The sequence below is a fragment of the Rhizobium sp. L43 genome (assembly GCF_002531725.1).
Taxonomy (GTDB): domain Bacteria; phylum Pseudomonadota; class Alphaproteobacteria; order Rhizobiales; family Rhizobiaceae; genus Rhizobium.
Genome location: NZ_NWSQ01000009.1, coordinates 174,809 through 194,517 on the forward strand (window position 1 = coordinate 174,809; position 19,709 = coordinate 194,517).

At 60.8% G+C, this 19,709-nt stretch carries 21 protein-coding genes and 1 tRNA gene; 9 read left to right on the forward strand and 13 right to left on the reverse strand.

From position 1 onward, the window contains the following. Positions 1–220: 220 nt before the first annotated feature. Entirely contained in the window at positions 221–556 is a 336-nt protein-coding gene (locus CO667_RS14020; RefSeq protein ID WP_097618941.1) for a KTSC domain-containing protein, read from the forward strand. 15 nt (positions 557–571) lie between these two features. Here the strand turns inward: CO667_RS14020 and CO667_RS14025 are convergent, their stop codons facing one another. Together CO667_RS14025 and CO667_RS14030 are read right to left on the reverse strand one after the other, a co-directional pair. Then, positions 572–871: a hypothetical protein gene (locus tag CO667_RS14025; protein ID WP_097618942.1), complete on the reverse strand. Its 300-nt coding sequence runs from the start codon at positions 869–871 to the stop codon at positions 572–574. Between the two features lie 103 nt (positions 872–974). Continuing rightward, complete coding sequence (locus CO667_RS14030; RefSeq protein ID WP_097618943.1) at positions 975–1,292, reverse strand: hypothetical protein; 318 nt, start codon at positions 1,290–1,292, stop codon at positions 975–977. 117 nt (positions 1,293–1,409) lie between these two features. On the opposite strand from CO667_RS14030, the gene CO667_RS14035 reads away from it, so the two are divergent. Continuing rightward, a tRNA-Asn gene (locus tag CO667_RS14035) sits at positions 1,410–1,484 on the forward strand. Positions 1,485–1,992: 508 nt separating this feature from the next. On the opposite strand, the gene CO667_RS35875 is transcribed toward CO667_RS14035, so the two are convergent. Continuing rightward, positions 1,993–2,172 (reverse strand): hypothetical protein, encoded by a 180-nt coding sequence (locus tag CO667_RS35875; RefSeq protein ID WP_097618944.1) that lies wholly within the window; start codon positions 2,170–2,172, stop codon positions 1,993–1,995. Positions 2,173–2,501: 329 nt separating this feature from the next. Between CO667_RS35875 and CO667_RS14050 the strand changes: the two genes are divergently transcribed. The 3 genes from CO667_RS14050 (at position 2,502) to CO667_RS14060 (ending at position 6,202) form a co-directional block, all read left to right on the forward strand. Continuing rightward, positions 2,502–3,413: a hypothetical protein gene (locus CO667_RS14050; RefSeq protein WP_097618945.1), complete on the forward strand. Its 912-nt coding sequence runs from the start codon at positions 2,502–2,504 to the stop codon at positions 3,411–3,413. A 180-nt stretch (positions 3,414–3,593) separates the two neighbouring features. Then, complete coding sequence (locus CO667_RS14055) at positions 3,594–5,711, forward strand: catalase (protein ID WP_097618946.1); 2,118 nt, start codon at positions 3,594–3,596, stop codon at positions 5,709–5,711. Positions 5,712–5,842: 131 nt separating this feature from the next. Next, entirely contained in the window at positions 5,843–6,202 is a 360-nt protein-coding gene (locus tag CO667_RS14060) for a low affinity iron permease family protein (protein WP_097618947.1), read from the forward strand. On the opposite strand, the gene CO667_RS14065 is transcribed toward CO667_RS14060, so the two are convergent. After that, positions 6,199–6,606 carry a low affinity iron permease family protein gene (locus tag CO667_RS14065; protein WP_097619007.1) on the reverse strand — a complete coding sequence of 136 codons (408 nt, stop codon included), beginning with the start codon at positions 6,604–6,606 and terminating at the stop codon, positions 6,199–6,201. The two genes, CO667_RS14060 and CO667_RS14065, sit on opposite strands and share 4 nt — an antisense overlap. Before the next feature lie 221 nt (positions 6,607–6,827). Between CO667_RS14065 and CO667_RS14070 the strand changes: the two genes are divergently transcribed. Next, positions 6,828–7,919 (forward strand): PHB depolymerase family esterase, encoded by a 1,092-nt coding sequence (locus CO667_RS14070; RefSeq protein ID WP_097618948.1) that lies wholly within the window; start codon positions 6,828–6,830, stop codon positions 7,917–7,919. 93 nt (positions 7,920–8,012) lie between these two features. On the opposite strand, the gene CO667_RS14075 is transcribed toward CO667_RS14070, so the two are convergent. Beyond that, complete coding sequence (locus tag CO667_RS14075) at positions 8,013–8,312, reverse strand: DUF6074 family protein (protein WP_097618949.1); 300 nt, start codon at positions 8,310–8,312, stop codon at positions 8,013–8,015. A gap of 200 nt (positions 8,313–8,512) precedes the next feature. On the opposite strand from CO667_RS14075, the gene CO667_RS14080 reads away from it, so the two are divergent. Further along, a complete protein-coding gene (locus tag CO667_RS14080; protein ID WP_097618950.1) occupies positions 8,513–9,778 on the forward strand; it encodes a glycerate kinase in 1,266 nt (421 codons plus the stop codon). Positions 9,779–9,797: 19 nt separating this feature from the next. On the opposite strand, the gene CO667_RS14085 is transcribed toward CO667_RS14080, so the two are convergent. Then, positions 9,798–10,751 carry an NAD-dependent epimerase/dehydratase family protein gene (locus tag CO667_RS14085; protein WP_097618951.1) on the reverse strand — a complete coding sequence of 318 codons (954 nt, stop codon included), beginning with the start codon at positions 10,749–10,751 and terminating at the stop codon, positions 9,798–9,800. Between the two features lie 96 nt (positions 10,752–10,847). After that, a complete protein-coding gene (locus CO667_RS14090) occupies positions 10,848–11,804 on the reverse strand; it encodes a lytic transglycosylase domain-containing protein (RefSeq protein WP_097618952.1) in 957 nt (318 codons plus the stop codon). Positions 11,805–12,001: 197 nt separating this feature from the next. On the opposite strand from CO667_RS14090, the gene CO667_RS14095 reads away from it, so the two are divergent. After that, positions 12,002–12,724, forward strand: coding sequence for a glutathione binding-like protein (locus tag CO667_RS14095; protein WP_097618953.1), 723 nt, complete (start codon positions 12,002–12,004; stop codon positions 12,722–12,724). Positions 12,725–12,853: 129 nt separating this feature from the next. Continuing rightward, the gene (locus CO667_RS14100; protein WP_097618954.1) at positions 12,854–13,624 is read left to right on the forward strand and encodes a gamma-glutamyl-gamma-aminobutyrate hydrolase family protein; all 771 of its coding nucleotides are present in this window, start codon (positions 12,854–12,856) and stop codon (positions 13,622–13,624) included. A gap of 67 nt (positions 13,625–13,691) precedes the next feature. Here the strand turns inward: CO667_RS14100 and CO667_RS14105 are convergent, their stop codons facing one another. The 6 genes from CO667_RS14105 to CO667_RS14130 are packed head-to-tail and all read right to left on the reverse strand — an operon-like array spanning position 13,692 to position 19,520. Next, entirely contained in the window at positions 13,692–14,351 is a 660-nt protein-coding gene (locus CO667_RS14105; protein WP_097618955.1) for a peroxiredoxin, read from the reverse strand. Beyond that, positions 14,348–14,602 (reverse strand): hypothetical protein, encoded by a 255-nt coding sequence (locus CO667_RS14110; protein WP_245433131.1) that lies wholly within the window; start codon positions 14,600–14,602, stop codon positions 14,348–14,350. Before CO667_RS14110 ends, CO667_RS14105 begins: the two co-directional genes overlap by 4 nt. 42 nt (positions 14,603–14,644) lie before the next feature. Then, positions 14,645–15,643 (reverse strand): TRAP transporter substrate-binding protein, encoded by a 999-nt coding sequence (locus CO667_RS14115; RefSeq protein ID WP_097618957.1) that lies wholly within the window; start codon positions 15,641–15,643, stop codon positions 14,645–14,647. A 13-nt stretch (positions 15,644–15,656) separates the two neighbouring features. Next, positions 15,657–17,489 (reverse strand): TRAP transporter large permease subunit, encoded by a 1,833-nt coding sequence (locus tag CO667_RS14120; protein WP_097618958.1) that lies wholly within the window; start codon positions 17,487–17,489, stop codon positions 15,657–15,659. A 24-nt stretch (positions 17,490–17,513) separates the two neighbouring features. Beyond that, the gene (locus tag CO667_RS14125; RefSeq protein ID WP_097618959.1) at positions 17,514–18,644 is read right to left on the reverse strand and encodes an LLM class flavin-dependent oxidoreductase; all 1,131 of its coding nucleotides are present in this window, start codon (positions 18,642–18,644) and stop codon (positions 17,514–17,516) included. A 15-nt stretch (positions 18,645–18,659) separates the two neighbouring features. Next, positions 18,660–19,520 carry an ABC transporter substrate-binding protein gene (locus CO667_RS14130; protein ID WP_097618960.1) on the reverse strand — a complete coding sequence of 287 codons (861 nt, stop codon included), beginning with the start codon at positions 19,518–19,520 and terminating at the stop codon, positions 18,660–18,662. Positions 19,521–19,709: the final 189 nt, after the last annotated feature.

Sequence of the window (19,709 nt, forward strand, 5' to 3'; positions counted from 1 at the left end):
ATGATCGTAAGGAAATCGCAAGGGGGCATTTCGGAAAAACGCCATTCCGCTGCTGCCGAAAAGGCCATTTTCCCATCCCGGAACGGCACCGGCGCAGGCTGGAATTCCCATGACCGGGAATGCCCTATTCCCTGCCAATGATTGCCTTTGAAACAAATTGTCAGCTTGACGATCGTCCGCCAGGCCTCATATTGCCACCGGGAGGGTGATAGGAGCTGCAATGAATTGGGCCGCCCTCAAATCGAAGCACGTGCGTGCGGCATACAATGCCGAGAGCCGGGATCTCCATGTAAAGTTTCCGGGTTCTCCACCGGTGAAACATGCCGACATTCCGCCGCACGTCTACCAGAACCTGCTGGAAACAAGCGATCCGGACTTCTATTACAAATATTATATCGCGCCGTCCCGCGTATCAGCGGGCCCCGGACATGCGGTTTCCCTGTCCTACGCAATGAAGCTCGTCTTCATCCTTGCCGCCTGCAGCCTGTTGATGGCAACCAGCCTTGATCCGGACCATGGCGGCATTTTCGAGGAAAGCGAACTCAGGTCGCATTAGACTGGACCGGCTCAATCACAGAGCGGCAATGCGGCTGGATGCAGCGTCGAAATTGTCGCTTCTGTTCTGATTGCGGAAGCGGCGGTCGTCCCGGCCGCGGTCGTTGCCGCCATCACGCTCGTTCCGGCCGTTGAAATTGCGATAGTTGCGAGGCCCGTTATAGCTGCCGCCTTGGCCGTGGTCGACCATGCAGCCTTCGGGACGGCGGCAAATGCCGCGAGCGTCAAAACCGCGGCTGTCGACAGCTTGAGCCGCGGCGGGAACGCCGGAGAGAATCGTCGCCGCCGACAGGGCGATAACAAACAACGCCTTCATTTTCTCACCTGGACCATTGTGACGCATTTTTCGCGTTTTACATTCCATAAACCACGAATGCGAAAAGCGCTCCACCGTTCCATGAACACCTCGGGGGTCGCCGTCAGCCGGCCGGTTTCCCCCGCCTGTGCCACCAGACCGCCAGCCGCCGCCGAAGCCGGCGCGCGACAGGCAGATCGTGCGAAAGCACGAGCAAGCCGAGCGGCAGCATCCAGAAGCCCAGGATCGGCAGGAAGCCCAGGAATCCACAGAGAATGAGGGCCACGCCGATCGCCATCCGCGCGATGCGCGAGCGCGGCATGCCGATGCTGAAGGCGCCGAGCATAAGCCTGCCGCTGGCGTGATCGATACCGAAGCGCCCTGCCCGCTTCCCGGGCTTTTCGCCGCTTCTCATCTCTTCGCGATCATTCCCGTTCGTCATTCCCCAGAGATGGGCACAGACACCCCAAATACAAGTTCATTTCATTTTTTTGAAAAAACTGCTTGGCAAATCGGGAAAGCATTTGTATTAGCCCACTCACACCGCGCCAAGCAGTGATCCCTGGTAGCTCAGCGGTAGAGCATTCGACTGTTAATCGACAGGTCGCCGGTTCGAATCCGGCCCGGGGAGCCATTTTCAAGCGAGCGCCTGTTTCGTTGATAAATCCGAAAGCAGGCGTTTTCTTCCTTCCTTTCTCCCGCTTTTGAAACCGATTTTTGCCGTTGGCTGGTTCTAGCCAGAAATCGGTAGCCCCGTAATCCTTGCCATAATTCACAAGCCGCCTACACTTGGCTCATGAAATCAGATTGCTGGCGACCACGGATGAACTGGCGCTTTGCTGATGATGATTGAAAAAGGTCGGCGCGCACTCTCGCGCCGACCTTTTGTCTTCTTTGCGTCCAGAAAGGCTCCGGGGTGACCTGAGCCGGTGCAAAGTCCTGCGCCCCCGACAACCTTTGCGTTGACGATCGGATGATATACAGACTGCGGCAGGACGCGACTGCCATTAACTTAAGAATGGGGTCGGGCGACAGATTGACGTCACGTCGCTGCCACGAGATCACGTGGCCGTTCTGTCTTGAAGCGGCTGCCTGACGGATCGAGGCGTTGCCATTCTGTCCGGACAGGAGCCGACACGCCCCTAATAGCTGCACGAACGACCCTCGCGGGGGCGGAAGCCATCCGCACAGGCTGGATTCATCGAATCTCCCGGCTCATATCCCGATGCCGAGCCATATGAATTCGGCGGTGTCGAGCAGGCCGAGGTCAAGGCGGCAAGGCTGATTGCTCCGGCTGCTAGAAATGCCCGAAATCTGTTCATCAATGCTCTCCAGTTTACGCCGGGAATGATGAGAGCCTCTGCTCTCTCCTCCCGGATCGCCCTTCAACCAAGGATATAGGCGCGCTCCCCGCTGGCGTTAACTCCGGGCGCGCAAGATTTTCGTCGATCTCCATAAGCTCCGCATGAAGATCGTCGACGAGTAAGCCGGCCGGGAACAAAGACCGTGGTTAAAAGTTGAGTGGCATCAACAACGTAACGTCAGCCCTGACAGGAGGTCTCTCATGGGTCGCGGTATTCTACTTTGGCTGCTCGGTGTTCCACTGCCGATCATCATTCTTCTTGCTCTGTTTATGCGATAGGAACAGATCATGTCGGTTTCAATGACAGGTTCCGGAGAGATTGCCACTCCGGTCGAATCCTCCAAATCGGCTATGACATGGGGGCCTATCTTCGGCGGTGCCGCCGCCGCCATCGGCGTGACCCTCATCCTTTTGCTTCTCGGATCTGGGCTCGGGCTGACAATGGTGTCGCCATGGTCGGGGCAAAGCAGTTCGCTGGGGACACTCGGCGTGACGGCAGCGATCTGGCTGGTCTTGGTGCAATGGCTGTCTTCGGCGCTCGGAGGCTATATTACCGGCCGGCTGCGCACGAAATGGGCAGCCGTCCACACCGATGAAGTTTTCTTCCGCGACACCGCGCATGGTTTCCTAAGCTGGGCTCTGGCGACAGTCTTCGTCGCCGGGTTTCTTGCCTCGTCGCTGACGTCGCTGGCCGGCGCGGGCGCGCAAGCCGTGGGTTCGGCGGCACAGGCGGTGGGATCAACGGCCGGTACGGCAGCGGCATCGTCGGCAACTTCGCCGCTGGACCTCTCCACGTCCTATTTTACCGACGCATTGCTGCGCCCTGACCAGGCGCGTGCGGCGGCGACATCCAATGATGCCGCGGCAACAGCCGAGGTATCGCGCATCCTTCTCAACGGCGCGGCCGAAGGACAGATTCCTGATGATGACAAGGCCTATCTTGCCAGCATCGTCTCTGCTCGGACCGGCCTTTCCGAAGCCGATGCACGCACCCGCGTCGATACGGTGCTGAAGCGTATCGACGACGCCAAGGTCGCTGCCCAGAAAGCGGCAGACGAGGCCCGCAAGGCGGCCTCCACCACGGCCTTGCTCGGTTCGTTGTCGCTGCTAATTGGGGCTTTCATCGCCTCTGCCGCTGCAGCGCTTGGCGGATCGCAACGCGACGAAGAGGAAGACCTCCTCGTTCGGCCCCGGGTCTGAGAAACTACGGAAACCCGGGGCGCGGGGTCGAAAGTCCCGCGCCCCTCTATATAAGCCTCAGCGTCCTTTGCGCATTTGAAAAGACGCGCTGTGCTGTCAGTGGCGGTTTATTTCGCATTGAACGGAACATGTGGCCAGTTTTGAGCTTCGGTTAAGTCAAACCCTTTCCGGAGAAAATAGATGGCCAAGAAGACGTCCAAGACCTCGCCCGCGGACAACGCAACGATCCATGATCAAAAACTGCAGCGGGGTGCAGGTGGCGAGCTTCATCAGTTCGCCGAAGACGGCATGCCGGTGCTGACCACAGCGCAAGGCGGCCCGGTCTCCGACGATCAGAATACACTTCGTCTCGGCGCCCGCGGCCCCGCCCTCATCGACGACTTCCATTTCCGCGAGAAGATCTTTCATTTCGACCACGAACGCATCCCCGAGCGTGTCGTGCATGCACGCGGGTACGGCGCTCACGGCTACTTCGAAACCTACGAATCCCTGGCCGCCTATACCCGGGCCGATCTTTTCCAGCGGCCCGGCGAAAAAACACAGGCTTTCGTCCGGTTTTCGACCGTCGCCGGCAGCAAGGGTTCCTTCGATCTGGCGCGCGACGTGCGCGGCTTCGCGGTGAAGATCTACACCCAGCAGGGAAATTGGGATCTGGTCGGCAATAATATCCCCGTTTTCTTCATTCAGGATGCGATCAAATTTCCCGATGTCATCCATTCGGTAAAGCCGGAACCTGACAAGGAATTTCCGCAGGCGCAGTCGGCGCATGACAATTTCTGGGACTTCATCACCCTCACGCCCGAAAGCATGCACATGATCATGTGGGTGATGTCGGACCGAGCGATTCCGCGCTCGTTCCGGTTCATGGAGGGTTTCGGCGTTCACACCTTCCGCTTCGTCAATGCAGCGGATGAATCGACCTTCGTCAAATTCCACTGGAAACCGAAACTCGGCCTGCAGTCGGTCGCCTGGAACGAAGCAGTCAAGATCAATGGTGCGGATCCGGATTTCCATCGCCGCGACCTCTGGCAGTCAATCCAGTCTGGAAACTTCCCGGAATGGGAACTTTGCGTGCAGCTTTTCGACCAGGACTTTGCCGACACGTTCGATTTCGACATTCTCGATCCGACGAAGATCATTCCGGAGGAGATTCTTCCGGTCAAACCGATCGGCCGTCTCGTGCTCGACCGTATGCCCGAGAACTTTTTCGCAGAGACCGAACAGGTCGCCTTCATGACGCAGAACGTCCCCCCCGGCATCGACTTCAGCAACGATCCGCTGCTGCAGGGACGGAACTTCTCCTATCTCGACACGCAGCTGAAACGTCTGGGCGGTCCGAATTTCACGCATCTGCCGATCAACGCCCCGAAGTGTCCCTTCCACAATTTCCAGCAGGATGGGCATATGGCGATGCGCAATCCCGTCGGGCGCGTCAATTATCAACCGAACTCTTGGAATCAGGGGCCACGGGAATCGCCAGTTCAGGGTTATCGCCACTTCCCGGCCGAGGAGCAGGGTCCTAAGGTTCGGCTACGCCCGGAAAGCTTTGCCGATCATTACAGCCAGGCCCGACAATTCTACATCAGCCAGACTCCACCGGAGCAACGCCATATCGCCGCAGCGCTGACCTTCGAACTGAGCAAGGTCGAGACACCGGTCATTCGCGAGCGGATGGTTTCGCATCTGATGAACATCGATGAGACGCTGGCCAGCAAGGTCGGCCACGCACTCGGCTTTAAATCGATGCCGAAGCCTGCCGATGCCGCCATGCCGACGCGGCAGGATCTCGAGCCGTCGCCGGCGCTCAGCATCATCGAGCGCGGTCCGAAACGGTTCGAAGGACGCAAGCTCGGCATTCTTGTCAGCGACGGCACCGATGCCGCTGTCTTCAAGGCGCTGCTTGCCGAGATCACCGAGCAGAAGGCAACATTCGAAGTCATCGCGCCAAAGATCGGCGGGGTGACGCTCTCGGACGGCAATTGGATCGAGGCACATCAGATGATCGAAGGCGGGCCTTCGGTGCTTTACGACGCCGTCGCTCTCCTCCCCTCGGCCGAGGGAACCGGCGATCTCTTGAAGGAGGCGACGGCCCGCGATTTCGTGGCGGATGCGTTCGTCCACTGCAAGTTCATCGGTTATGTGGAAACAGCGCTGCCGCTCATGCAAAAGGCTGGCATTGCCGATTCCCTGGATGAGGGCGTGATTGCGCTCGGAGCGGCGAAGGATGTCAGCGCCTTTATCAAGGCGCTTGGCAAACTGCGGGTCTGGGGTCGGGAACCATCGGTTAAATTGAATTGACCGTCGTCGTCAGAATAAAACCCGCGGAAACGCGGGTTTTATGTTCGCTACGGCGCTTATTTATTGAGCCCAGGTGATGGAAGCAGCTCCGATCTGCTCTATCTTCCCTTTGGCGCGCTGTGGAGAGCCATATGCACCGGCGCTTTCGACAGATCTCTGACTTGGCCGTTTCATGGGCAGGGCATCGTGTGGTCCCTGTCACGCTGATCGCGTTCATAGCCCTGTGGGCGGCAGTGGGGCTCAGCTTTTCTTTCCCACGGCAGTGGTTTTTGCTGACCAACATGCTCGGGACACTCATTGTATTTTTTATTTTGCTGCTGGTGCAGCACTCCCAAAATCGGGACATGATGGCACTCCATGCCAAGCTTGATGAGCTGATCCGCTCAAGCAAGGCAGGAAACCACTGGATTGCGGCTGAGAAGAAGGACGCCGACGCCATCGAGGGAATGCGCCAGCAACACCACGGCCAGATCTCAGAGACCGTGAGTTAGGTGGACGCTGCCTCCGCCGCAGATTTCTCATCCGCTTTTTCCTCGACGCATTCGGCCTTTTCGGCAAGGGTCTTGCTCATTTCCCTGAGTTCGCCCTCCTCCAGCTTTTCGATACCGACAAATTTGTTGGCGGCCTGGCTCGTCAGGATGAGTTCGTCAAGCTTGGCCTGCAGAGCCTTTCCGTCACGGTTCTGGCTGTTCTGCAACACAAACACCATCAGGAAGGTAATGATGGTCGTGGTGGTATTGATCACAAGCTGCCAGGTTTCAGAATAGCCGAAAAACGGGCCGGACACCGCCCAGACAAGCACGAGCGCCAGAGCCGCGACAAAGGTGAACGGCTTTCCCGAGAGGTCGGCGACCGTAGTTGCAAAGTGCGAGAAGAAGTTGGGTTTGTTCGACATCTGAAAAGCCTCGTTCGATCGCAGCATCAGTGCTGTCAATCGACAACATCAACTCCATATCCAGGCCGAAGTTCCTCGCGCCGCGGAGGTCCATCCCAGAAGTCGGACGCCCATCCGTTTGCACCATCGAAAAACATTGTGCACCGCAGCAACCTTTTCGTAGACTGACGCGTTTAGTTCAGCATCACCGCCATCCCGGCTGCTGATTGGCGGAGACTTTCATGAGATCTATGTCAGACACTCTCGCACGCCTTGCTGCGCTGCGAGGAACGCTTCGCCCCCAACCCACGCAGGACAACCCCGATCTCGTCGCCTTGGACGCGTTCGGCTCAAATCCGGGGAACTTGGAAGGTTATACTTATCTGCCGTCAAAGCGCGGGAGAAACATGGCCCTGGTCGTCGTCCTGCACGGTTGCACCCAGACTGCCGCCGGCTATGATATCGGGTCGGGGTGGTCTGAATTGGCGGAGGATTATGGTTTTGCGCTGCTGTTTGCCGAGCAGCGGAGGGCAAACAATCCGAACCTCTGCTTCAACTGGTTCAACCCGGAGGACATCCGCCGGGATCACGGCGAGGTCTTTTCCATTCGCCAAATGATCACAAAGGTCGTTGCGGAACACGGCATCGACGGCAGGCGCGTGTTCGTGACCGGGCTTTCGGCCGGCGGCGCCATGGCCGCCGCCATGCTTGCCACCTATCCCGAGGTTTTTGCCGGCGGCGCGATTATCGCAGGCCTGCCATATGCAAGTGCCGCGACCATTCCCGAAGCATTCGACCGAATGCGCGGCCACGGCGGCCCGACCGGCCAAGAGCTGGAACTGCGGGTGAGAAACGCGTCAGCGCATAAAGGCCCATGGCCGACATTGTCGCTCTGGCAGGGAACCGCAGACAGAACCGTCGCGCCAGCCAATGCGAATGCGATCGTCGAGCAATGGAGACATATCCACGGCGTCGACGTATTGCCGGCGCGCGTCGAAAATATCGGAGGACATCAGCGAAAGATCTGGACCGATGCGCAGGGTGTCGAGGCGATCGAACTCTATACGATTGCCGGGATGGGTCACGGCACGCCGCTCGATGTCGGCACCGGCTACGGGGCAAACGGCCCCTTCATGCTGGACGTCGGCATTTCCTCGACCGTCGAAACTGCCAGGTCCTGGGGTCTGGTTCCCTCGTTTGAAAAGCGGCGCACCGTAAAACCCTCTGCTGCGCAAACGGAAAACGCCGCTGGAGCGTTCGCTGGGGGTAGCGACAGCGGCGGCATTCAGAAGGTCATCGAAGACGCTCTCCGGTCCGCCGGGCTGCTGCGGTAATATTCGCGACAGGCTGGCCTGCACGCCTTCGACAGCGGGCCACCCGACGGGAAACGTCACATTGCGAACAGCTTTGATCCAGCGAGATTGCCGCTATCGCTTTTGAGACTTGGGCAGCGGCCCGTTTTGGTGGCTGAGGACGAGTTCGATCTGGACATCCTGCTGAAACTGCAGCACCCGCTGACCGACGTCACTCTCCGGCATGCCGGCCGCCAGAAGCTGATCGGCGACCCTGCGGCATTCAGCTCGCCAGAATTCGATCGCCTCCGCGCCATGCCGCCGGCCGAGTTCACGAGCGCAGCGCTCGATATTGGCCGTTCCGGTCCCAGAGGGAAAAGCAATAACCCTGCCTTCACGAGAGGCGGCGGGGCGGCAGGTCATTTCAGTAGCCATCGAACACAGGTTCCTTTGATCCTGTTCGTTGTCTACGGGACTATGGTTAATGCTTTCTATCGTTCGTATCCGTTCCTTTCGAGGAGGCAGAATTTACAGTCCACCGCCGTCACACCGCCTCGCCTTCGACCTTGACGCCGGCATGCCGATGCGTCGACAGTCCGCATCACGACCGACACTCGAGGCAACTGAGACCATCAATGACGATATCAGCTCCCCGCGACTTCCTGAAAAGCCTGTTCGACGCGGCGGTTCGCGCCGCCGATCCGCTGACCGGCATCAAGGCGCATCTGCCTGACAGGCCGAAGGGAAGAACCGTGGTGATCGGCGCCGGCAAGGGTGCGGCGCAGATGGCGCGGGCGCTCGAAAGCGTCTGGGACGGAGCGCTCGAAGGCCTGGTGGTCACCCGCTACGGCTATGGCTGCGAAACGCGCGATATCGAGATCATCGAGGCCGCCCATCCGGTACCCGATGCCGCCGGGCTTGCCGCGGCAAAGCGGCTGATGGCGACGGTGAACGGGCTGAGCGAGGACGATCTGGTGATCGCGCTGATCTGCGGCGGCGGCTCGGCGCTGCTGCCCGCCCCGCCCCCGGGGCTCCGCCTCGAAGACGAGATCGCGCTCAACGAAATGCTGCTTGCCTCGGGCGCGCCGATCTCGGCGATGAATGTCGTGCGCAAACATCTCTCCACCATCAAGGGCGGCAGACTTGCGGCAGCGACCAGAGCGAGGGTCGTCAGCCTGATCGTCTCCGATATTCCCGGCGACAACCCGGCCCATGTCGCCTCCGGGCCGACGGTGCCGGATGGCTCGACGCGGCACGATGCGCTCGAGATCGTCAGGCAATACGGATTGCAGCTGCCGCAGGCAGCACTCGACCATCTAAACTCGCCGAGGGCCGATGCGCCGCGGCCGGGCGACCCGGTCTTTTCGAGGCATGAGCACCACATCATCGCCTCCGCCGGCGTCTCGCTGGAGGCCGCGGCGGCGCTGGCAAGATCGCAGGGGATCGAGCCGGCGATTCTCTCTGATGCAATCGAAGGGGAATCACGTGACGTGGCGCTGGTGCATGCGGCGATTGCCCGCGAGGTATCGAGCCGGAACAGGCCGTTTTCGAAGCCGGTCGTCATCCTTTCCGGCGGCGAGACCACGGTGACGCTGCGCGCCAAGGGCGGCAAGGGCGGACGCAACGGCGAATTCGCGCTCGCCATGGCGCTTGATATCGACGGACAGGAGGGCATTGATGTCCTGGCGGCCGACACCGACGGGATCGACGGCTCGGAGGATAATGCCGGCGCTTTTGCCGATGGCGGCAGTGTAAAACGCCTGCGCGCCGCCGGGCTCGATCCGCGCCGGCTGCTCGACGGCAATAACAGCTATTCGGGCTTTGCGGCCACCGGCGATCTGTTCGAAACGGGGCCGACCGGAACCAACGTCAATGATTTCAGGGCTATCCTGATCCGTTAGCGGCCTAGCCGGCAGCGGATCAGGTCTCGACCCGCCCCTGCCCCACCAGCCAGCCGACCGATTCCTGCACCGCCTGCAGCGACTGATATCTCGGGGCAAACCCAAGCAGCCGCTTGGCTTTGGCGATCGAGCAATTCGGGCTGCGGGCGATATGCTCCCAGGTCGCCTCCGCATCCTCGGCCGTCTGACCTTCGGCCCAGGTGTCGAACGGCGCGAAGGAGAGCTTCGGCTCATGCCCGAACCACCGCGAAATGGCTTCGGCATAGCCGCGCAACGTCAGCGCCTGCTCCGAGACCGCGTGGAAACTTTCGCCGATCGAGGCATTCCAGTTGGCGATCGCACCCATGAACATCGCCGCCACATCATCGGCATGGACGTGATGAACGGTCTCCAGACCGAAATTGGGCAGCGCCAGGGTCTCTCCGCGGGCAAGGGTCGAAAAGACCTGCAGGTTGAAATTGCCGGCCGGATTGAGCGGCGCCCAGCCGGGACCGACGATATGGCCGGGATGGATGATGGTCGCCGGAAATCCGCGAAGCCTTGCCTGCTGCTGCAGATAGGATTCGATCGCAGCCTTCTGCGTGCCATAGTCACCGAAAGGAGACTTCGGCGCCTCTTCCAGCGTCGGCACGGCACTGGGGTAGCCATGCGTCCAGATCGTGCCGGTATGCAGGAAATGACCGACATGCCCCGACAGCGCCGTCACCAGCTGTTCGGCGCTTTGCAATGTGAAGCAGATCATGTCGATGACGATATCGGCTTTCACCTTGCGCACGGCCGGGCCGAACTCACCCGTCCGCTCCATCGCCGCCCGATCCATCTGACGCTGATCGACGGAAGCCCAGGCGCGGTTTGCCGTGTAAGGTTTTGCCGTGCCGCGGCTAATCGTGACGACGTCGTGGCCCGCCTCCACCAGACGGGGAACGAGATAGGTTCCGACATGGCCCGTTGCCCCGATTACCAAAACCCGCATCACCGTTCCTCCCTTGGTATTTCCGTGTCGAATATGCTGCGCTCAGGCGATCCTGCAAGCAGAGTTTTCGTGATCCAGGCGGCTCGATCGAGCCTGCTATCGATTCTTGAAGACAAGGCAGGTGCCGCCGTGTTTGCGGATCTGGCTGCAGAGATCATTGGCTTCCAAGCGTGTCTGCCGGCCGATGCGGGCGGCATAACGCGGGCGAAAACCGAAGCTGCGGTCGCGCTGGCGCAGGATCAGCGGCTGCTCGGCATTCAGGGGCGCCGGCAGATCCTGCACGGCATCGAGAAACATGCGCCGGGCCACCGCGACATCCGCATTCGCCGCAAGCTGGACGCCCCAGGGCGCCCATTCGCCCTCCTGACGCCAGGGCGTGTCCTTCAACGTCCGTCTCTCCGCAAGCGCCACGCAGCCATCGAGGAAAGACTTGTCTTTGTCGAGCGGCGGCGCCGCATCCTCCGGCGGGTTATCCTTCCATTCCTCGACCGTATGCGCAGTGATCGCCGTGACATAGCCGCGCGTCTCGTACGGCAATCTGCCTGACGTAAGGTAAGAGGTAAGGCCATTTTCGCCGGCATTATAGGCGGCGGCGGCAAGGCCGAGATTGCCGAAGCGGTTGCGCAATTCGTCGAGATACTGCGCCGATTTCCTTAAGGCTTCCAACACCTGATAGCTGTCTTCGAGGCCGCGCAGTTTCGCCGTTCCGGGCATGAACTGCGCAATCCCCTGCGCTCCTTTGAAGCTGACGGCATCGGGGCGAAAGGTGCTTTCCCGCCAGATGAGACGGGCGAAATAATCCGGCGGCAATTGATTGGCGCCGGCGAAATGCTCGATCGCGACGCAAAGGTCGCGGTTGAAACTGTCTTTCCGGATGCAGAGCGTCTCACCCGATCCCGACGCCGAAGGACCTGAATAGAGACAGGCCGGCTGTTCCGCGCTTCCTTCCGGCTGAGCCATGACCGCCTCCACGTGGAAAAACAGAAGGCAGAGCGAAAGCATGGCCTTCGCCGGTCTCCTCCCCATGTCGGACTGACGTTTCCGGCCTCTCATCGGATCTCGGCGGGTTCGAACTCCATCGCGACGCTGAATTCTCAATATCATCGATACGGGTTGGAAGCTTCCCCCATTTCCATCTCCGCACCAGGTTTCTAATTTCGCCGCCAATTTTGGAACAGATATAGTCGACCTGTCCCGGTCGCAGCGTCATCCTGATCGCCAGGACTATCGCAGCGAACGAGGACGCGCAGATGATTGATCTCCATTACTGGCCGACGCCGAACGGCAAGAAGGTTTCGATCTTCCTGGAGGAAAGCGGCACGCCCTACCGGCTGGTGCCCGTCAATATCGGCCGGGGCGACCAATTCAACCGCGATTATCTCAGGCTCAATCCCAATCACCGCATGCCTGCTATCGTCGACCACGCGCCTGCCGATGGCGGCGGGCCGCTCAGCATCTTCGAATCTGGTGCGATCCTCTTCTACCTCGCCGAAAAGACCGGAAAATTCTGGCCGCAGGATCTGCGCGGCAAATACGAGGTGACGCAGTGGGTGATCTGGCAGATGGCCAATCAGGGGCCGAAGCTCGGCGAGGCCGGTCATTTCCGCCGCCTGGCCGATCGCGAAGGCGATCAATCCTATGCGGTGCGGCGCTTCACCGATGAAGCCAACCGCCTTTACGGCGTTCTCAACATGCGGCTTCGTGACCGGCGTTATCTCGCCGGTGACGAATTCACCATCGCCGACATCATCAGCTATCCCTGGACCGTCAACTGGCAGGCGCAGGGCCAGGACATCGACGAATTCAAGCATTTCAAGCGATGGTTCGATGAGGTCGGCGCACGGCCCGGCGTCCAGCGCGGCTTGGCGGTCGGCGCCGATCTCGGCACCGACAACAGCAAGCTTTCCGAAGAGGAGCAGGCCCGCATCCGCAAGATCCTCTACAACCAGCGCGCCCTTCCCGTTCCGGATTGAGCTTCGGCCCGGCCAGGGATAAGCATGGCCATAACCGAGCCGGCAGCCAGCAGCGGCCGGTTCCGGTTTGCCTTGGGAGCCAGGGAGCTTGGGCATCATCTGGCGTTGCGATTTGGGGTGTAACCGGCAATGACAAGACCTGTAATCGGCATCATCGGGAATGCCCGCATCGTCGAAAGCCGATTTCCGGCTCAGCTTGTCGGAGAAAACAATCTGCGGGCCGTGGCCGATGTCGCCGATGCCTTGCCGCTGATGTTTGCCGGCAATCCCAAACTGGCCGATATCGCCGATCTGCTGGCTGTCGTCGACGGCATTCTGCTGACGGGCGCCAGAGCCAATGTCCATCCCAGCCGTTTCAACACGGTGCCGGATCCCAAGCATGAGCCTTATGATGAGGATCGTGACGGGCTGGCGCTGCCATTGATCGAAGCCTGTGTTGCGCGCGGCGTTCCCATTTTCGGCATATGCCGCGGTTTTCAGGAAATGAACGTCGCGGCCGGCGGCTCGCTGCATCCCGAAATCCGGGAATTGCCTGGGCGCATGAACCACCGAATGCCGCGCCTGGAAACCGGCGAGATCCATCCCGACCTCGCCATCGTTTTCGGCGATCGTCACGATGTCCGACTTGTGGAGGACGGGATGTTTGCCCGCATCCTCGGCCGCGAGACGATCCGGGTGAACTCCCTGCATGGTCAAGGCATCCTCGAACTTGGCGACAGGGTCGTTGCCGAAGGCATCGCCGAGGACGGGACGATCGAGGCGATCCGGTTCAAGGACGCGCCGGGATTTGCGCTCGGCGTGCAATGGCATGCCGAATACGATCCGCAGACCAACCCTGTGAACCGTGCGCTGTTTCAGGCGTTCGGCGATGCGGTGAGAGCCCATCAGGCCACCGCTTAGTCCGATCAGTAAAAAGCCGCCGCGAAGTGCTTTCGCGGCGGCTTGGAGAATAGCTTAAGAACAGCAATCAGGCAGTCGGCTGCTTGGTCTTGCGGAGATAGGGCAGAACCGTATCGAAGGAACCGAAACGCGTGATCGCGTCTTCGTTGGAAACCGCGGCTGTGATGATGACGTCCTCGCCCTGGTTCCAGTTCGCCGGCGTCGCCACCTGGTGCTTTGCCGTCAGCTGGATGGAATCGATGGCGCGCAGGATCTCGTTGAAATTGCGGCCCGTTGTCATCGGATAGGTCAGGATCAGCTTGATCTTCTTGTCGGGACCGATGATGAAGACCGAACGCACCGTCGCATTGTCGGCCGGCGTGCGACCCTCCGAGCTCTCGCCGGCGCCGGCCGGCAGCATGTCGTAGAGCTTGGCGACCTTGAGGTCCTTGTCACCGATCAAGGGATATTCGACGTCGAAACCGGTGGCGGTCTTGATGTCGTTCTTCCACTTGGCATGGCTTTCCACCGGATCGACGGAGATGCCGATGATCTTGGCGCCACGCTTGGAAAATTCTCCCGCCAGGCCGGCCATGGCGCCGAGCTCGGTGGTGCAGACAGGCGTGAAATTCTTCGGATGCGAGAACAGGACGGCCCAGCCATTGCCGATCCAATCATGGAAGCTGACCGGTCCCTGGGTGGTGTCGGCGGTAAAATCGGGGGCAATATCGTTGATGCGTAAGCTCATGGTCGGCCCTCCAAAGCCTTGTGTTTAAAGTTGTTCATCTCAAATCGAGGCCATGGGATCCGTCCGCCGGAAGCAGTCGCGAGATTGCGGTCAACAGGATCGCACCGGCCGAAGGTAAAGACTTCCCAGTCCAGGATTTTAAGTAAGTCATATACCACGATAACCGAAGGCATGCTCTTTCGATTTCCGGCCTGCTGCGGCATTATTTTTCCGGCAACTGCGCGCGATGAAGAGACCGATGGTTTTTCCATCGGTCCCGTCAAAAGCTGCAGGATAACCGCCCTGCCCCTTGCTCAGGCGGCCTGAACAGATTTGATCCTGTCGATGCCACCGACAACAGGCGCGAAATCGTCCCACACGCCCTGGGCGCCCTTCTGCCATTCGTCGAAGGCTTCCGGCTTCAGGAGTTTTCCGCCATGGCCGAGCGCCGTCTCGACGGATTTGGCTTCGTCGTCGACGATCAACTGATTGAAATAGGCGGCTCCTTCGCTCGATGCCTGCTGGAACACCGCCTTCTGCTCGTCGTTGAGGCCGGCCCAGAAGGTCGAGGAATAATAGACGATGCCGGATGCCCAGATGTGGCCGGTCTCGGTCATATCGGGCACGACCTCATAGAGCTTGAAGCCGGCATAAGCCGATTTGGTCAGGTCCATCGCGTCGGCGACGCCGGTTGCGAGCGCATTGTAAGTTTCGGTGATCGGAATGCCGATCGGCGTCGTGCCGAAGGCGCTCCAGAGCTTGGTGTGCAGCGGACTCTGGATGACGCGGATGCGTTTGCCCTTGAGCTGCTCCGGCCGTGTCACCGGTTCCTTGGTCAGGAGATGACGGGCGCCGTAATTGATGAAATCGCCGACGACGAAATTCTGCGCCTGCAGCTTCTGCTTGAGATCGGCGCCGACATCGCCGCTAACGGTCCGCCGCACGTGGTCGGCATCGCGGAAGAGGAAGGGCAGATCGAGGATCTGCAGTTCCGGCGCCCAGCCGGAGAGCGACGAGACCGTCGAGAGGCTGGCCTGGATGGAGCCGAGGCGCACGCCTTCGGCCACTTCCTTCTCGCCGCCGAGCGCGCCGTTCCTGACGATATTGAACTTGAACTGTCCGGGGAGTTTCGCTTCGACCAGTTCGCTAATCTTCACCCAGATCTTCGTTTCCGGCTTGTCGTCGCCGAGCAGCGAGGCGATCGTGATCGTCGTCGTGCGGGCAGCGGCCGTGCGGACGAAGGCGGGCGCTGCGAGCGCCGTTCCGGCGAGAGCTGCGGTCTTCAGGAAATTGCGTCGGTTGAAATTGTCCATGGGGTTGTCCTGTTTACGAGAAGATGATGGCCCAGGCGCAGAGGATTGCGAGCGAGACCAGGAGAGCGAGCAGATAGGGAACCACCGCCCGAAAGAGCTCTGAGGCGGGAATGCGCGTGACGCCGCTGACGACGAAGATCAGCATGCCGAGTGGCGGTGTCAGTCCGTGGATCATCAGGTTGACGACGATGATCACGCCGAACTGAATGGGATCGATGCCGGCGGCGACCGCTGCCGGCAGCAGGATCGGGCCGAAGAGCAGGATCGCGGCGCCGATATCGAGAACGAGGCCGACGACCAGCAGGATGACGTTCGACAGCAGGATGACCGCAAGCGCGCTGCCACCGAGCACCGTCGTCAGATGCGAGATCAGTCCGGATACGTCATCGACCGCCAGCAGGAAGGCAAAGGGGCCGGCCGTACCGATGAGGAGACCGATTGCCGCCGCTTCGACAGCCGCCTGGCGAAAGGCGGCATAGAGCGAGAGAATGCCGAGGCGCGCGCCGATGCCGAGCAGCAGCGTGTAGAAAGCGGCAAGCGCAGCCGCTTCCGTGGTGGTGACGATGCCGATGCGGACGCCGACGACGACGATGACGCCGAGCCCGAAGGCTGGGATCGCCTGGACCGCCGATTGCCAGCGCTGTCTCGCGTTTGCGCGCGGCAGGGGCACCTGCTCACGCACGGTCAGATGGATGGCGATCGCCAGGCATATGGCCATCAGGCCGCCGGCGAAGAAGCCACCGACGAGCAGCGAGCCGACGGAAAGATTGGTCGCGGTCGCAAGGATCAAGAAGGCGATCGACGGCGGGATGACATTATCGAGAACCGATGTCGAGGCGATGATTGCGGCCGCCTGCGCCGGCCGATAGCCGTGTTTGACCAGTTCGGGCTGGAAGGTCGATGCGCCGAAAGCGGCATTTGCGACCGACGAGCCGGATGCGCCGGAAAAGAGGACGCTGGTGAGCAGTGTCGTCTGCGCCAGCCCGGCCCTGCGGTGACCGACCATGGCGGCGGCGAAACGCACAAGCTGGTTGGCGACGCCGGAGGCAGTGAGAAGACCGCCGGCGAGCAGGAAGAAGGGAATGGCGAGCAGCAGGAATTTCGATATGCCGGTGACGGTCGCGGAAACGATCGCCGGCTCCGGCAGGCTGCTGCCGAAGGCGATGGCGACATAGGCCGCGGCAAGAAAGGCGTGCGGCAGCGGCGCAGCAAGCACGAGACCGACCGCGGCGATCAGTCCGAGGAAGATGCTCGGCGGCCAGTCGAGATCGAGCGAGACATGCGGAATGCCGGCATAGAGCGCGACACCGACGGCAAGCGAGATCAAAACCGGCAGGATCTTGCCTTCGGCGATGCGCTGCAGAAGCAGCACGACGAGGATCAGCGCGCCGCCCGCGCCGAGGAAGCCGAAGCGGATCCATTCCGGCACGCCGAGTGTCGGCGAGACGCCGCCGAGCATCGTCATGATCTCGCTGCCGCCGAAGCTCAGAATCAGCGCCGAAAGCACGGTGAAGACATCGGCGCCGATCCGCGTGACCTTCTGCAGGTTTTCCGGCAGCATCCTGACGAAGACGTCGAGGCGCATGGCAAGCGCGCTGTTGAGGCTGAGCGGCGCGCCGAGCGCAATCAGGCCGACATGCAGCCAGATGCCGAGATCCTCGGCACCGATGAAGCCGGCGCTGAAGAAATAGCGCAGGCAGACTGTGACGAGCACCATAAAAAGCAGCACGGCGAGAACAAGTGCCGCGGCAATGCCGAGAATCGCCTCGATCGCCCGCAGCAGGCGCGCTGCCACCCCGCTGTGCGGAGCGGCCTGTTCGATCGGATGAAATTCACTGGTGGCCACAAAACTTACCTTCTGGCGAGAGGATCAGGCATTCTTGACTGTGGAAAGATCGCGATCGAAGAGCGTCGACCAGGTGTAGTTGCGCGCCGTCGAGACCTCCCTGCTGACATCGAGCCGCGGCAGCACCTTTTCGCCGAAACGATAGGCTTCCTCAAGCAGCGGCATGCCAGAAAGAATGAAAGTATCGACTCCTGCCTTCTGATAGGCTTCGAGCGTGCGCAGAACCGTATCCGGCGAACCGACGATCGCCGTGCCGGGACCGGGCCTGACCAGGCCTATGCCGGCCCAGAGGTTCGGCGCGACTTCGAGATCGCGCAGGTTTTCCGGCTTGAGGCCGCCATGCAGTGCCGTCATGCGCTGCTGGCCGACGGAATCGCTTCTTGCGACGAATCGCTGGTTGGCGGTGATCGCCGCATCGTCCATCCGACCATAGAGATCGGCCGCCGCCTCCCAGGCCTTCTCGTCGGTGTCGCGAACGATGACATAGAGGCGGATGCCATATTCCAGTTCACGCCTGTATTGGGCAGCCCGTGCCTTCACCGCCTTGACCTTCTCGCCGATCTGGGCGGGCGTCTCACCCCAGGAGAGATAGGTGTCCACATGTCTTGCCGCGACTTCAAGCGCCTTGTCCGAGGAGCCACCGAACCAGAGTGGCGGCGGTGCGATGCTTTCGCCGACCGGCAAGGCGAGCTTGGCGCCGTCCGTCGAGAAATACTTGCCCTGATGGGTGACGCTCTCGCCGGCAAAGAGCCGGTGCCAGAGCTGCAGATATTCGTCGGCCATGTCATAACGCTCGTCATGCGGCAGCATCATCCCATAGGCGCCGAGCATCTTGGCGTCGCCGGAGACGACATTGATCAGCAGCCGGCCGCGGGCGAACTCCTGGAAGGTCGCCGCCATCTTGGCAAGCAATGTCGGCGCAACGAGGCCAGGATGGATAGCGACGAGAAAACGCAGCCGCTCGGTATGAGCAAGCAGTGCGCTCGCCAGCACCCAGACATCATGGGCGCCGGTCGCAAACAGCGCGCCGGTGTAACCCAGATGGTCATAGGCCTGAGCAAGCTGCTTGTAATAGCCGTAGTCGACCTGACGTGAGCCTTCCGGCTGCCAGGGATAGGCGCCGTCGGGCGCGCACATGTACCAGAAAACGTTCATCGCCTGATTCCTTCGTTATCTCGTCGTTTCCGGGCGTTTCAGCACGATGGCCTTGTCGAAATGGCCGTGGCGCAGCAGCGTATCGGCCTCTTCCTGTTGTTCGGCAATGATCTCGTCGTCGATCGGAAAGACGGTGAAGTCGCGCGAGCGCACCACCTTTTCCCAGGCATCGATATCCGTTCCGTCGCGGTCGACAGATCCGCCGCGGTCGCCAGATGCAAGAAGCCGGGCGGCGGCACGCGGATCGGCAGCGATCTCGTTACCGATCCGGCTGAGTTCGGAGACGATCGCCCGGATCTCCGCGGCCGAGAGGCCGTTCCGCTCCAATGTCCAGAACAACGAACGGTTGGGAATGGCCGCGCCGCAGCGGACGATCGGCCTGACGTCATCGCGCTCCAGCGCCTTTTCGAGACGTGGCGACATGGCGACCCAGGCATCGACGCGCCCTTCGAGCAGGTCGGCGAGCGAATCGCGCGCGCCGCTTTCGACCCGCTCGACATCGGGCAGGCTCATCCCCTCACCTTCCAGGCTGCGGGCCAGGAGATAGGTGTGAAACGAACCGTCGATCAGCGAGATCCGGCGGCCTTTCAGCTCAGCGACGGAGCCGATCGGACTGTCGGTCCTGACGAAGATGGCGCCGTTGGCCGGGCGCGGCGCCGAGGCGGCGACATATTCGACGCCGAGGCCGCGGATATCGGCTTCGATCGGCGGCGTCGAGCCGGTGCCGCCGAGATCGATGTCGCCGCTTTCCAGCAGGGCCGCGGTATCGCGACCTTCGGCATAGGATACGAATATCGGCTGCAGATCTGTGAAGGCGCCAGGCCAGAGCCGCGCGAGACGAAGATGCAGATTGTTGGGATGAACACCAATTTTCATTCTGTGCGACCGATGACGTGGCTCATAGTAATCAATTTACTTTTTTATAAATTGATTACGAGGAAACGATTGTCGTCAGCGGGAGAAAATCGCCTTTGAAATCCCATAAAATCGATAGGCAATGAAATCTTTTACCAGATCGAGCGAAGTGAGCGCGCCGGAGTTGAAAAATCGGCGCCGTCACTTTAC

Bases quoted from the DNA above. Each gene is read 5' to 3' on its own strand.
- CO667_RS14020 (WP_097618941.1), top strand. From the start codon at position 221: ATGAATTGGGCCGCCCTCAAATCGAAGCACGTGCGTGCGGCATACAAT.
- CO667_RS14025 (WP_097618942.1), bottom strand. From the start codon at position 871: ATGAAGGCGTTGTTTGTTATCGCCCTGTCGGCGGCGACGATTCTCTCC.
- CO667_RS14030 (WP_097618943.1), bottom strand. From the start codon at position 1,292: ATGACGAACGGGAATGATCGCGAAGAGATGAGAAGCGGCGAAAAGCCC.
- CO667_RS35875 (WP_097618944.1), bottom strand. From the start codon at position 2,172: ATGAACAGATTTCGGGCATTTCTAGCAGCCGGAGCAATCAGCCTTGCC.
- CO667_RS14050 (WP_097618945.1), top strand. From the start codon at position 2,502: ATGTCGGTTTCAATGACAGGTTCCGGAGAGATTGCCACTCCGGTCGAA.
- CO667_RS14055 (WP_097618946.1), top strand. From the start codon at position 3,594: ATGGCCAAGAAGACGTCCAAGACCTCGCCCGCGGACAACGCAACGATC.
- CO667_RS14060 (WP_097618947.1), top strand. From the start codon at position 5,843: ATGCACCGGCGCTTTCGACAGATCTCTGACTTGGCCGTTTCATGGGCA.
- CO667_RS14065 (WP_097619007.1), bottom strand. From the start codon at position 6,606: ATGTCGAACAAACCCAACTTCTTCTCGCACTTTGCAACTACGGTCGCC.
- CO667_RS14070 (WP_097618948.1), top strand. From the start codon at position 6,828: ATGAGATCTATGTCAGACACTCTCGCACGCCTTGCTGCGCTGCGAGGA.
- CO667_RS14075 (WP_097618949.1), bottom strand. From the start codon at position 8,312: ATGGCTACTGAAATGACCTGCCGCCCCGCCGCCTCTCGTGAAGGCAGG.
- CO667_RS14080 (WP_097618950.1), top strand. From the start codon at position 8,513: ATGACGATATCAGCTCCCCGCGACTTCCTGAAAAGCCTGTTCGACGCG.
- CO667_RS14085 (WP_097618951.1), bottom strand. From the start codon at position 10,751: ATGCGGGTTTTGGTAATCGGGGCAACGGGCCATGTCGGAACCTATCTC.
- CO667_RS14090 (WP_097618952.1), bottom strand. From the start codon at position 11,804: ATGAGAGGCCGGAAACGTCAGTCCGACATGGGGAGGAGACCGGCGAAG.
- CO667_RS14095 (WP_097618953.1), top strand. From the start codon at position 12,002: ATGATTGATCTCCATTACTGGCCGACGCCGAACGGCAAGAAGGTTTCG.
- CO667_RS14100 (WP_097618954.1), top strand. From the start codon at position 12,854: ATGACAAGACCTGTAATCGGCATCATCGGGAATGCCCGCATCGTCGAA.
- CO667_RS14105 (WP_097618955.1), bottom strand. From the start codon at position 14,351: ATGAGCTTACGCATCAACGATATTGCCCCCGATTTTACCGCCGACACC.
- CO667_RS14110 (WP_245433131.1), bottom strand. From the start codon at position 14,602: ATGGAAAAACCATCGGTCTCTTCATCGCGCGCAGTTGCCGGAAAAATA.
- CO667_RS14115 (WP_097618957.1), bottom strand. From the start codon at position 15,643: ATGGACAATTTCAACCGACGCAATTTCCTGAAGACCGCAGCTCTCGCC.
- CO667_RS14125 (WP_097618959.1), bottom strand. From the start codon at position 18,644: ATGAACGTTTTCTGGTACATGTGCGCGCCCGACGGCGCCTATCCCTGG.
- CO667_RS14130 (WP_097618960.1), bottom strand. From the start codon at position 19,520: ATGAAAATTGGTGTTCATCCCAACAATCTGCATCTTCGTCTCGCGCGG.